11 protein-coding genes are annotated in these 12727 nt (G+C 59.3%); all 11 read left to right on the forward strand.

The features are described from left to right. Positions 1-286: 286 nt before the first annotated feature. The 11 genes from BPHYT_RS00200 to BPHYT_RS00250 all read left to right on the forward strand — a co-directional run bounded on the left by BPHYT_RS00200 (position 287) and on the right by BPHYT_RS00250 (position 12724). Positions 287-1744, forward strand: a complete 1458-nt coding sequence (locus BPHYT_RS00200; RefSeq protein WP_202945176.1) for an amidase — start codon at positions 287-289, stop codon at positions 1742-1744. Between the two features lie 185 nt (positions 1745-1929). Next, positions 1930-2688, forward strand: coding sequence for a DeoR/GlpR family DNA-binding transcription regulator (locus tag BPHYT_RS00205; RefSeq protein WP_012431151.1), 759 nt, complete (start codon positions 1930-1932; stop codon positions 2686-2688). Next, positions 2666-3958 carry a Zn-dependent hydrolase gene (locus tag BPHYT_RS00210; protein ID WP_012431152.1) on the forward strand — a complete coding sequence of 431 codons (1293 nt, stop codon included), beginning with the start codon at positions 2666-2668 and terminating at the stop codon, positions 3956-3958. The genes BPHYT_RS00205 and BPHYT_RS00210 overlap by 23 nt, the downstream gene beginning before the upstream one ends. A gap of 10 nt (positions 3959-3968) precedes the next feature. Beyond that, on the forward strand, positions 3969-4919 hold the full coding sequence (locus tag BPHYT_RS00215) for an aminoglycoside phosphotransferase family protein (RefSeq protein WP_012431153.1): 951 nt from the start codon (positions 3969-3971) through the stop codon (positions 4917-4919). Continuing rightward, positions 4844-5866 carry a choline kinase family protein gene (locus tag BPHYT_RS00220; protein ID WP_202945177.1) on the forward strand — a complete coding sequence of 341 codons (1023 nt, stop codon included), beginning with the start codon at positions 4844-4846 and terminating at the stop codon, positions 5864-5866. The genes BPHYT_RS00215 and BPHYT_RS00220 overlap by 76 nt, the downstream gene beginning before the upstream one ends. Before the next feature lie 157 nt (positions 5867-6023). Further along, positions 6024-6281 (forward strand): hypothetical protein, encoded by a 258-nt coding sequence (locus tag BPHYT_RS00225; protein ID WP_012431155.1) that lies wholly within the window; start codon positions 6024-6026, stop codon positions 6279-6281. After that, a complete protein-coding gene (locus tag BPHYT_RS00230; protein ID WP_012431156.1) occupies positions 6278-7804 on the forward strand; it encodes a sodium:solute symporter family protein in 1527 nt (508 codons plus the stop codon). Before BPHYT_RS00225 ends, BPHYT_RS00230 begins: the two co-directional genes overlap by 4 nt. 184 nt (positions 7805-7988) lie before the next feature. Next, the gene (locus BPHYT_RS00235; protein WP_012431157.1) at positions 7989-9365 is read left to right on the forward strand and encodes an aspartate aminotransferase family protein; all 1377 of its coding nucleotides are present in this window, start codon (positions 7989-7991) and stop codon (positions 9363-9365) included. Between the two features lie 595 nt (positions 9366-9960). Then, positions 9961-11103, forward strand: a complete 1143-nt coding sequence (locus BPHYT_RS00240; RefSeq protein ID WP_012431158.1) for a transporter substrate-binding domain-containing protein — start codon at positions 9961-9963, stop codon at positions 11101-11103. Further along, positions 11100-11702 (forward strand): ANTAR domain-containing response regulator, encoded by a 603-nt coding sequence (locus BPHYT_RS00245; RefSeq protein WP_012431159.1) that lies wholly within the window; start codon positions 11100-11102, stop codon positions 11700-11702. The genes BPHYT_RS00240 and BPHYT_RS00245 overlap by 4 nt, the downstream gene beginning before the upstream one ends. A 191-nt stretch (positions 11703-11893) precedes the next feature. Then, on the forward strand, positions 11894-12724 hold the full coding sequence (locus tag BPHYT_RS00250) for a nitrilase family protein (RefSeq protein ID WP_012431160.1): 831 nt from the start codon (positions 11894-11896) through the stop codon (positions 12722-12724). Positions 12725-12727: the final 3 nt, after the last annotated feature.

Raw genomic sequence — 12727 nt, forward strand, 5'->3', positions numbered from 1 at the left:
ACAGTTTCGGCCGCGCGTCAGGTCGCTGCGTCCATGATGGAGGGCCGCCTCCCGGACACAGCTTCAGAACCCCTCCTGGGGACAAATCTCTCCGGTAACTCGCGCGGACTGGTTGGCTCATGCCACTGGCCGTCGATCGACGTCAAGAGCGACCAGGGTGAGATCTGCGGCTGTACGTCGAATCTATGCACCAAACCAAAACCAACAAAACCAACAATCACAACATTCCCAACAAATTTTTCTTGACGCGGATTTTTGGCTTGCCTGTAATGGAATCGCCCTATCAATGCTGATGACGACGCCCCATTCCGCCATGAATCCGCAAGTAAACAAGAACTTAATGCCGACCGTCGCCGACGCGGCCGCATCGATACGATGCGGCGAACTGACGCCGGTTGAGCTCGTTCAGCGCTGTCTGGATTCGATCAAAACCCACAATCCAACATTGCATGCGTTCGGTGACGTCTATGCGGAAGAGGCGCTTCGCTACGCGGAAACCCTCACGCGCGAGGCTAAAGAGAACCGGACGCGTGGAGGCCTGCACGGCGTCCCGTTCGCAATCAAGGACCTGTTTGCCACCGCAGGGCTGCGCACTACGCGAGGCTCGTTGACCGCTATGAACTGGGTACCGCAGGAAGATGCTCCCGTTATCAGGCGGCTCAAGGAAGCGGGGGCAATCCTGCTCGGAAAAGCTGCGACGACCGAGTTTGGCTGGAGTGGGGCGAGCTATTCGCGGGTTTTTGGTAATGGCTGCAATCCGTGGGATGCGCGCCTCACAAGTGGGGGGTCGAGTTCCGGTTCGGCTATCTCGGTTGCTGCGCGCATGGTCCCTGCATCACTCGGCTCGGACGGAGGGGGATCGGTCAGAATCCCCAGCGCGTTTTGTGGCGTATTCGCGATGAAGGGGTCCCACGGTCGCATCCCAACGTGGCCCTGGTCGGCGACAGAAATGCTGAGCCACGCGGGTCCCATCACCCGGACCGTACGTGACAGCGCGCTGCTTTTTGACGTTCTTGCCGGGCCCGATTCGCGTGATCACCAGGCGTTGCCTGCAGCGACCGGATCGTATCTCGCACGCTGCGAAGAGCCGTTGAAGCGGGTACGCGTCGCGTTCTGTCCAACGCTATTTGGTGTCGATGTTGATCCGGAAATATCGCGTGTCGTCGGCGCAGCTGTTGAGCGAATTGCACGTGCGCTCCCGATCGACCTGGAAATGCCGGTGCTCGGCTGGCATGATCCGCTCCCCACGTTCGAAACGCTTTGGGTCGCCGGGCGCGGTATCGTGTATGGCCAGACCTTGAAAAACTGTGCGGACCAGCTCGACCCCGGGTTCGCCAGGCTGATAGGCCGGGCATCAGATTACAGTCTCGAGGACTATCTCACTGCAATCCAGCGGCGAGCGACGTTCGCCTGCCAGGTTCATGCGCTGTTCGACACGTACGATTTCCTGCTGACGCCAACGCTGCCAATCCTTCCGTTCGACGCGGATCTCATCGCTCCGCCTGAACTCGATACGCATGACAGTGCGTTGCCCTGGGCGTGTTGGACGCCCTTCACGTACCCGTTCAATCTATCCGGTAATCCGGCCGCGAGCCTGCCGTGCGGCTGGAGCGACACGGGTTTGCCAGTTGGATTGCAGGTCGTGGGTCCGCGTTTCGCAGACGCAGATGTGCTGCAGTTCTGCTCCGCCATCGAAGCAATCATGCCATGGGCGCATCGGCTACCCCCGATGCTCGGCGTCTGAGGCCCACCATGCTACGTTGCCAACGCTTCGTGGTTCACGATCGATCAGTGAGATGGGTCACTTCGGCGCCCGACGCCCGTGATGTGACGGTCGCGCATCGCGCACATCGTGATGGGCGTACCTCACGCAGGGCACGACGGTCTCGCTACACTGCTAGGACTCTAGTCACCGGGATCGACCACTTCATGCTCACTCAGCCACGTATTCAGGAAATCCTGCGCTTGCTGGACGCGCAGCAGCGCGTGAAAGCATCTGATCTGGCAGCACTTTTACTGGTTTCCGAAGAAACCATTCGACGGGATTTCAAATATCTTGAGTCGATCGGCAAACTCCGCCGGATTCACGGCGGCGCGATTGCGCCAAGGAGCAGCGAGGAGCAGCCGCTGCAGGTGCGCAGCCGACTTCAGACAAAGGCGAAGACCCAGATCGCCACGTGTGCGGCAGGATTTGTCCAGGAGGGTATGGCAATTTTTCTTGATACCGGCACGACGACATTTGCGATGGCGCAGGCGTTGACGAGATTCAGCCGGTTACGGATTGTCACGAACTCACTGGATATCGCACAACTCGTCGCGCAGCAAAGCGACAACCATGTGGTCGTCACGCCTGGTGATGTTCGCCGTAACGACAATGCGCTGATTGGTCCTCATACGCTCGAATTTTCCCGGCAGTTCCACTACGACATCGCGTTCATGGGAATCGGCGGCATCGACCTGGAACTCGGTTTCATGGATTACGAGGAACCCGAGGCAGTGTTGAGGCGGACGCTCGCCAGGCATTGCGTACGAAGCGTGATTCTCGCCGACTACGGCAAGTTTGGCCATCGCACGTTCATCAACACCCTGCCATTCAGCGCAGTCACGACTCTTGTCACGAATCTCCCGCCACCAGGAGACTATCGTCAACGTATGGAACAGGAACATGTCGACATACTCTATCCCTAGCTCTCCAATCGCAGTCAACTTGCCTGATGCCGATGCAATAAGTGAGTTCGATGCGCTGTTTCGAGCCACCTCGGCGATCGGCGTAACCAGCGCGGGAGGTCTGCATCGACTTGCCGCATCTGAGGAAGATGGCCGTGTACGCGACCTGCTGCGCGACTGGTTAGTCCGCCATGGCTTCCATGTGCAAGTCGATCGCGTCGGCAACCTGTTCGGTCTCGTCACGTTCGACCCGTCAGCGCCCTACGTGCTGTGCGGCTCGCATCTTGATAGTCAGCCGAGTGCGGGACGTTTCGACGGGGTCTACGGCGTGCTTGCCGGTGCAGTCGCAATTGCCGGCATTGCAAGACGGCTACGGGAACGTGGCGTTCGCCCTCCATGCAATCTCGCTGTCGTCGACTGGACAAACGAAGAAGGCGCCCGCTTCCAGCCCAGCCTGACGGGCAGCAGCGTATTCACTGGCGCGTTATCGGTTGACGACGCGCTCGCCTGTACCGATGCACAGGGCATCACGTTGTGCCAGGCGCTCGAGCGCATCGGCTACCTCGGCGAAGAGATGCTCGACATCCCGGTCGCCGCATACGTGGAAACGCATGTCGAGCAGGGCGAAAGACTCGAGCGGGAGCAGATCTCAATCGGCGTAGTGAGGGAAACCTGGGCGGCCCTAAAGCTGCGCGTGCGCTTTGACGGCGAACAAAGCCACACGGGTCCTACGCCGATGGACCAGCGGCGGGACGCGCTACGGGCCGCTGCACGCGCGATTTCGGCCGTGTACTCGGAAGTCGGGAAGCACGGCGACCAGATGCATGGTTCGGTGGGACGTCTCGACGTTTATCCAAATTCGCCAAACGTGGTGCCATCGAAGGCGACGCTCTACGTCGAATTCCGCTCCCTGTCCACAGATAGACTCGAGGACGTCGGCAAACGCTTTGCCCAGATACTCGACGACATCGCTGCGCAGACCGGCACGCATGTCGAAGTGGAGAGCCGTCAGCTACGCGCGCCGGTTGCGCTCGATAGCAGGTTGGCACAGTGCGCACACGACGTTTGCAGATCGCTCGGGCTGCGGTCCGTCGACAGCGTGACGGTCGCCGGGCACGACGCGATCAGTCTAAGTCGAACGGTTCCCTCCTGTCTGCTCTTCATACCGAGCCATCGCGGCATCGCTCATAACGAAGCTGAGTTCACGGAAGAGGCAGATCTGCACAATGGCCTGCGCGCGCTAAGTGCGCTGTTGGAAACGCTCTGCGTGACAACGCAGAACAGTCGGTGAGGGTTGGGAAATGAAAACCTCCTCCGAACAGGCACGCCTGATCGAGGCACTCGCCGATACGGACCTGACTGCGCTCGAGTATAGCTGCAGCGGACTTGGCGGTGTCGCGTCGCCGATGCGCCTCCGGACCGAATGGGCGGGATTTCTCGTTCAAACAGGCGACGGCGAGAAACGATACGCGAAAGTGCTGTACGACGATATGCGTCCGCTGATCGATGTGGAGCAGACCGTACTCGCCAGCCGGGCGGCAGCGTTGACCGGTGTCACGCCAGCTCTCTATCTGGCCGATGTCGAGCGCGGTGTGTTGCTATTCGATGCGCTCCCGGACGATGCGTGGCGGTGGGCACGGGTCGACGATCTCACTGCGCCTGACCGACTCGAGCGTTTGTGGGATCTCAAGCGCAAGGTTCATTGCGGACCGGATCCCGGATTTCACCGCTCGTTTGTGGCCGATATTGCCCGCCTGCGCGCACTGTGTGATCGCGACGCCGTCGTTCTGCCGTCAGGTCATGAATGGCTCGACGAGTGCGTCGAAATGGCATCGAGCGCGCTCGAAAGTGGACGCGACACCACCCCTGTCCCGCTACACGGTGACGGTGCAGCTTCAAACGTGATGGTTGGCCCTGACGATACGCTGGCCCTGGTCGACTTTGATCGAGGTGGAACGGGCGATGCCTGGTACGACGTCGCTGTCGTTCTGAATGAGCTTTACCAGTTTGAACCGCAATGGCGTGACGGAATCAGGTTTTGGAGTGGTCAGTGTGAAGAAGCCGACTACGCACGCTGCCGTCTCTATGCGTTTGTTGACGACTGGTACTGGACGTTGTGGGGACTATGGCTTGGCACGACGTCCTCGCGCCGCCTTGAGTTCACCAAGCTTTCTCAATGGACACTACAGCGCTGTCGGCAGACGATTCGGGACCCGCGTTTCGAGGGCTGGCTACGAGCATTCAAAGGATAGGTGAAATGAAAACTCCCGGAGATGCACAGACAACTGATGAATTCAACATCGAGTCCGTCATTCGCCGCGTGCCGGATTGGGCGGAGCGGGCGATCCGCTATTCGCCTGTCAGCGGTGGAATTTCCAACTCGAACTGGCGCGTGGAGGTTGCGAACGGACACGAGAAAACCACGTATTTCCTTAAGGTCCCTGGCATCGGGACGGAAATGTTCATCGATCGCCGCACCGCGCATGAGGCAAGTGTGCGCGCCGCTGAATGTGGTTACGGTGCTCCGGTCTTCTCATTTATGGAAGACTGCGGCGTCGAAATTTTCGAGTTCATGGAGGGATGGCACTCGTCTTCGAATCTCGACTTTCTGAATGGCACGGTACGGCACAACGCGTTACGGGCGCTGAAGGCGTTTAACGACCAGCCATTGCTAACGCAGACGAAAACCGTATTCAACATGATCGACGAGCATGAGGACCAGCGCGGCACACTACGCGCGGCGTGTCCGCTCGATCACGAATGGTTGTGCCGGCAATACGCACGCGCACGGCGGGCGCTCGAGGCATCCGGCGTCGATCTCGCGCCATGCATGAACGATACGCTCGCGGGCAACTTCATGCTCGATGCAGCACATCGAGTCATGCTCGTCGATTTCGAATACGCGTCGAATAACGACCGGTACTACGAGCTTGCGATGTGGTTCGGCGAGATGTTCTTCGATGAGCAGGTGGAGCTGGAACTGATCGAGGAATATTTTGGGCGCGTTGGACCCAGGGAAATTGCACGTGTACAGCTCTACAAAGCGCTGGCTGACCTTAAATGGTCGGCATGGGCGATGGTGCAGCGTTCAGTCTCCAGAATCGATTTTGATTTCTATAAGTACGGGATATGGAAGTACATGCGAGCTCGCACTGTCATGCAGGATATCAGATGGGAAAGCTGGCTAAGGCAGGTATGAGCTTCTCCTGCTGTTCGACGATGGTCAGATCGGCAGGCTGGTAGGTAACAGGATTTGAGGGTAGCAGGACGAAGTCATCACCGGCTAATTACAACTACTGTACTTAGTATTCCTGAATTTATGTGAAGAAAACCTTAACTTTAAGGAGCATCTGAAAGTGAATACGCCAATGCTGTCACCACCGCGGCGCCTGATCCGAGTCGTGTTTGGTATTTATTTCTTCCTGCTACTGCTGATGGCACTGTTTCCGCCGCTCTATCTCAGTGTCAGCGGTAGCACGCTTCTGGTGCTCGGTATACCGCTACCGATTTTTTACTGGATGGTCAATGTGGTTCTGGTCTTACTCGGCGTCTGGGTGCTGTACCTGGTTGAAGGGAAGGTCGGAGATTGCGTGAAAGAAGGAGAGCTGGCATGAACGCGTCGAATGGAGCCGTATTCATAACGTTTGGCACGATTGCCATTTTTCTCGTCGTGATGATCGCGATACTGTATGCGACCAACCGGAGGAGCACGAGTTTCGCGGACTACGCGGTCGGCGGACGTTCCTACGGTCCGTGGTACGTTGCAATGAGTTATACAAATTCCTGGTGGCCGGGGTCAACGTTCACTGCATTCTTTGCCTTGTCCGTCGGCGGCGTGCTCGGCTTCTATGGAATGGTGTACGCCACGCTCGGGGTTACGGTGATGTACCTCATGGCGAATCGCGCATGGTCGTGGGGGTCGCAGTACAACCTGACGACGCAACCAGATTTGCTCGGAATGCGCTACAACAGCCCGGTCGTCAAGCGGATTGCGTCGATCATCGGAATTATCTCCGTGTTTCCGTGGGTCGTGATGGGCATCCAGGCGCTCGGGACGTTGTTCCAGTTCGCCAGCTTCAGCCAGTGGTCCGTTACGACCTGTCTGATCGTGGGCGTTGCCGTTGTTCTCATCCGTCAATACTGGACGGTCAGCATGGGCATGCGCGGGCTCATCATGACCGATATGTTTCAAGGCATCGTCGCGTATGTGGTATGCGCGGTAGTCTGCATATTGCTGTTGATGGGCAACCACGCGCCCTTTTCGAACCTCTCCCAGCTTCCGGCCAGGATGCTCCTGATCCCGGGGGACGCTCGCACGGCATATGGTCCCTGGTACATGTTTAGCCTGATCTTCACAGGCGTGATCGGGTCGATGTGCTGGCCGATGAGCTTCCAGCGGATTTACACGGCGAGCGGTGTACGCGCAGTCAAGAAGGGCACGCTGTTGACGATGTTGCTGGTTGGCGGGTTCTATTGCATCCTGATGCTGTTTGCCGCGACGGCGAGCCACGATCCCAAGGTTGCAGCACATCCGCAGGACGGCTGGTTCGTCGCTCTCGCGGATATCGGCGGCCCGTGGCTGCTTGCGCTCGCAACCGTCATCGTACTCGCAGCCAGTATCGGACACGTGGACGGTTGCGTGCAGGTGTGCGGCACACAATTCGCAAATGACATTGCGACCTGGAATACTCCGCGCTCCGACCGGCAGCTCATGGTGCTGTCGAAGGCCGGAATGGTCGTATTCATTGTTGCTGCTGCCGTGATCGCGTACCTGACATTCGATTACAGTCGACTGCAATTGCTTGCGCAGATCTCGTATCAAGGGATTATCCAGCTGGCAGTGCCGCTTTTCTTCGGGATCTTTTCGAAGCGCGGAAACAAGCAGGGGGCGATTGCCGGCATGCTGGTCGGCATTGCGATCGCAATCGTACTGACGACCATTTATCCGGACGATATTCGGGCACTCGGCTCGCTGACAAGCGGGATCGTCGGGCTCGCCGCGAACTTTATCGTCTTCGTGATTTTTGCGCTCGCGATCAAACAGTCGCCAGAGGAAATTGCCCGGGTGGACCGCTTGTTCTCGAGACAGGTCACGACCGGCGCAAAGGGTCCTGCCTGCGCGCCTGCGCTGCACTGACCCACACCGGCAGTTCCGAATCCACTTCCGCTCGTCGCCGTTCGACAGATCGCCGGCGGAATGGAGCAACTTTTTCTGAATACTCAAGCGGGTCTGACAGGCGGACTCTCGTTCCCGTTCGTCTATCGAGCGCGTGAAACGTCATCCTGATCTCAGACCGCTTTTAAATGTGGAGCAATTAGTCATGGGTACCCGGTCAACCATTATGGACACGAATAGTTTCCGTCCTGAGAACGCGGCAACACTGGATGAATACACCCGCCAACTTACGCAGAAGCGGGAGCAACTGCTGGGGGGTTCCTATCGGTTGTTCTACAGAAAGCCCGTTCATCTCGTACGCGGCCAGCTGCAATATCTTTGGGACGTTCACGGCGATAAGTATCTGGACATGTATAACAACGTCGCCAGCATCGGTCATTGTCACCCGGCCGTCATAGCGTCGGTGCATGAGCAGATGAAGCAGCTGAATACGCATACCCGTTATCTGCACGAGCGAATCCTCGCCTACACGGAGGAACTGCTGACCACGATGCCCTCCGAAATCAGCAGGGCCATGTACATGTGTACGGGCTCAGAGGCAAACGACCTGGCGATGCGGGTTGCACGTGCCTATAGCGGCGGCACGGGAATCATTGTCAGCCGCGAGGCCTACCATGGCACCAGCTACCTGACCTCGGGCGCCTCGCCTGCGTTGGGCAGCGGCCAGCCGATTGACCCGACAACCCGCCTCATCCCAGCGCCGGACCGCTATCGCGTCGACACGCCCGATCTGGGCCTGTGGTTCGCGGCAGAGATGCAAAAGCAGATCGACGACATGGCTGCCCAGGGTATCAGGTTCGCCGGATTTATGGCGGATTCCATCTTTTCGTCGGATGGCGTTTTGCCAGGCCCTGCAGGTTACCTTCAGCCAGCGATTGACGTGGTACATCGCAACGGTGGTATTTTCATCGCGGACGAGGTTCAGCCCGGTTTCGCACGGACAGGCGACGCCTTCTGGGGCTTCGCACGCCATGGCGTCGTTCCCGACGTGGTGACGATGGGCAAGCCAATGGGAAACGGTATCCCCGTGTCCGCCCTGTTCGCGCGGGCGGAGGTGCTTGCCGCCTTTAGTGATGAGATTCCGTATTTCAACACTTTTGGTGGCAATCCGGTTTCCATGGCCGCGGCCCAGGCTGTGCTCAACGTCATTCGCGAGGAACGGCTTCAAGAGCACAGTCAACAGGTCGGCGCACGTCTGCTCGGCGAGTTTTCCCGTCTGGCCGAGCGCCACGAGTGCGTAGGGGACGTGAGGGGGGCGGGGTTGTTTATCGGTTTCGAACTGGTTACGGACCGGGAGAGTAAAACGCCGGACAAGGCTCGTGCGCTTGACGTCATCGAGAACCTGCGTGATCAACGCGTGCTTACCTCCGTGGCGGGCCCGCATGGAAATGTGCTCAAACTTCGGCCGCCGCTGGCCTTTCAGGCTCAGGATATCGACTGGGTTGTGAGCGCACTGGATCAGGCGCTCGTTGCTACGGAACGTAATGCATCATCCCGCGCGGTCAGGAGTCAGCTCAACTAACCCTGGCAGAGGCGGCTTCCTCGCAGTTGCCGGGTACGGCGATGCCGGAGCGGAGATTACTGCTTTGGCCCGATTGGGCAACGCCGGAAGGGTACCAAGCAAAGTTGCAGGCCGTAGGGGGCCGTCCGTGCCTCGATCACGGCTTGTATCCGGTGCGTGACTCAGGGCGCCGCATAATGGCTGCCGCGATTACGTGGCAGACCATCATCGAGCCCGTAAGCGACAGCGGATTTTTTGACGAATAGATCTGACGGTGGCATCGGCGCAGCGATAATTCTTGCCTGAGCTTCGCGGATTGCCTCCTGCCGGGGCAAGGTATCCTCGCGCAGTCGTTTCATCGAAGGCACAAGTGTCGTGAAGCCGATACTGCGAAGACAGCTCCTGCCGCCGTCCGACCTCAATGCTTCGGAGGACCACACGCACTATTGAGCAACGTCACGCTACTTCTGGCCGTCAGCAGTGCTGACGCGTGAGCCGGGGTCCAACCGACAGAGTTCCCAATTGCCGGGCCGCATGCTTTATTTTCGCCTATTTTTTTCCGCTACTCTTATCCGGAATCAGGTTATGAGAGAGTGTCGCGGCAGGCGGGCTGGTTATGAAAGACGAGTGGCGGATAGGCATCCTGTTTTCCCGTTCCGGCGTGGCCGAAGAGACCGAGTCGGAGTATTTTCGCGGCACTGTGCTTGCCATAGAGGAAATCAACGCGGCGGGTGGCGTGCTCGGTCGCCCTATCGTACCCGTGTGCTACGACCCAAGGTCCGATTCCGCCGAGTATCGGCGCTATGCCGACAAACTGCTGGTCGACGACGGCGTCAGCGTGATCTTCGGGTGTTTGTTATCGGCCAGTCGCAAAGCGATACTGGGAAGCCTGGAGCGCCGCAACGGGCTGCTCTGGTACCCGGCCAACTACGAAGGGTTCGAGTATTCGCCGAACGTCATCTACACCGGGGCTGCGCCGAATCAAAGCACGATGCAACTGGCGGGCTACATCATTTCGCATGTCGGGAAGGACATCACGCTCGTCGGGTCGGATTACGTCTTTCCGCGCGAGACCAACCGGCTATTGCGCTGTTTGATCGAAAGCGCCGGCGGCCGCATCGTCGACGAGACCTACGTGCCGATCGTTCCGGACGAGATCGTCCTGCGCCGCGTGGTCGACGGCATCAAGCGCGATCGGCCGGCGGCTGTCGTGTCGACCATCATCGGCTGCGGTACGCGCCCCTTCTATCGATTCTACCGGGACGCTGGCCTCGATCCGCGGGAGCTGCCGGTGGGAAGTCTTTCGCTGGCGGAAAACCAGGTCAGCAAAATCGGTCCGGAATATTGCTCGGGCCACATTACTTCCGCCACGTATTTTGCGAGCGTCGATACGTCCAGCAGTCGGCGATTTCAGGAAGGTTTTGCACGGCGCTTCGGCCGCGACTCGATGCCGAGCTACAACTCGGAAAGTGCCTACAACCAGATCTACCTGTTTTCGGCGGCCCTGGAGCGCGCGGGAGTGGATGATCCGCAAAAGCTCGCGGCGGCCGCCGCTGGTGTGGAATTCGATGCGCCGCAGGGACGTGTCATCGTCGATGCCGACAACAACCATACCTGGCTCAATTCTCGGATCGGCATTCTGAACGACAGGGGGCAGTTCGACCTCGTCTGGGAAGCGCTCCATCCAGTCAAACCCGATCCCTATCTGATCAGTCATTCATTCGACTACGGTGCGCAACACGCGAGGATGCCCGATTGAGCAACGAAGACATCATCCATCACCTGCGCAATATTCGCGTGCTGGTAGTTCATCCGCCCGACACGGACGGCAGGGACCTCACACATCAACTGAAGCGCATCGGATGTCAGGTCGAAGCGATCTGGCCGCCCGTGGCGGTGCTGCCGCCGGCCGAAGCGCTGTTCTTTTTGATCGGCGATCCGCCTGACATTTCCTGGCTGGCATCGGAGACCGAAGGGGCGCGCGTCGCGGTGCTCGATTCGGAAAATCCAACCCTGCTCAAGGCATTGCTCGACAGCAATACGCACGGCGTGCTGGTACGTCCGTTGCGCGCGGTCGGCATCCTGTCCGCGCTGGTGCTCGCGCTTTCCTTGCGCGCCTATGAGCAGCGCCTGATCGGCAAGGCGTCGAAGATCGAGGAAACGCTCAAGGCCCGACGCGAAATCGAGAAGGCCACTCGCATCATCATGAGCGTGCGCAACATGAGCGAGGCCGACGCTTATCAGTTCATTCGCAAGCAGGCGTCTGGCAAGCGGGTGTCTACCAGCGTGATCGCCAATTCGATCATCAGCGCGCAGGAAATGCTCGACGGACTCGATTTGCAGAAAGGTGAGTCCTGACGCATTCGTGCGCCGAAGTGTCGTTTGTCGGGTAATTTTTTTCAGGCTTGACGCTCAATTTTGTTCCGTGACTAATACGGGCAAGGCGTCTTCCACGTCCCGCGGCAGCGTTGCCGCTACCACGGCTACGAAAGCTCCCAGATTCCGTTACTCCACGGACTGGGAGCTTTTTGCTTTTTTCAAGGAAAAACGTGCAGATCGCTTGCGTGCAAATGGCGCCCCGGATCGGCGAAAAGGATCTCAACGTACGACGCGCCATCGACTTCGTGACACGAGCGGCGGACCTGGGCGCCGAGCTCGTTGTCTTGCCGGAACTGGCGAACACCGGTTACGTGTTCGACTCGCGCGCCGAAGCGGAAAGCCTGGCCGAGCCCGTGCCGGACGGCTCGACCACTGCGGCCTGGAGCGAGGTCGCGTCTGCGCTTGGCGTCTACATCGTCGCCGGCATCGCCGAAAAGGCGGATGGCGCGCTGTACAACAGCGCCGTGCTCCTCGGACCCGACGGCTATCTCGGCAGCTATCGAAAGACGCATCTGTGGGGCGACGAGAAGAAGCTGTTCGCCAGCGGCGATCGGCCCTCGCCGATCTACGACACGCCGCTGGGCCGGATCGCGATCGCGATCTGCTACGACCTCTGGTTTCCCGAACTGTTTCGCCTCTATGCGCTGGGCGGCGCGCAGATCGTATGCGTCCCGACCAACTGGGTACCGATGCCGAACCAGTCGGCCGATCGTCCGGCCATGGCGAATACGCTCGCGATGGCCGCCGCGCATACGAACGGCCTGGTAGTCGCCTGTGCGGATCGCGTCGGCGTCGAACGCGGACAGCCTTTCGAGGGGCAAAGCCTCGTCGTGGACCAGAGTGGCTGGCCCGTGGGCGACGTAGCGAGCCGCTCGCTCGAGGAAATCGTTAGCGCCTCCATCACGCTCGACGCACGCACGAGCGTCGGCACGCACAACGACGTGCTGGCGGATCGGCGCGCGGATATCTACGGCCGCATCCCGGCATTCGACGGGCACTGAGCG

It is taken from the genome of Paraburkholderia phytofirmans PsJN (genome assembly GCF_000020125.1).
In the GTDB taxonomy this organism is placed as follows: domain Bacteria; phylum Pseudomonadota; class Gammaproteobacteria; order Burkholderiales; family Burkholderiaceae; genus Paraburkholderia; species Paraburkholderia phytofirmans.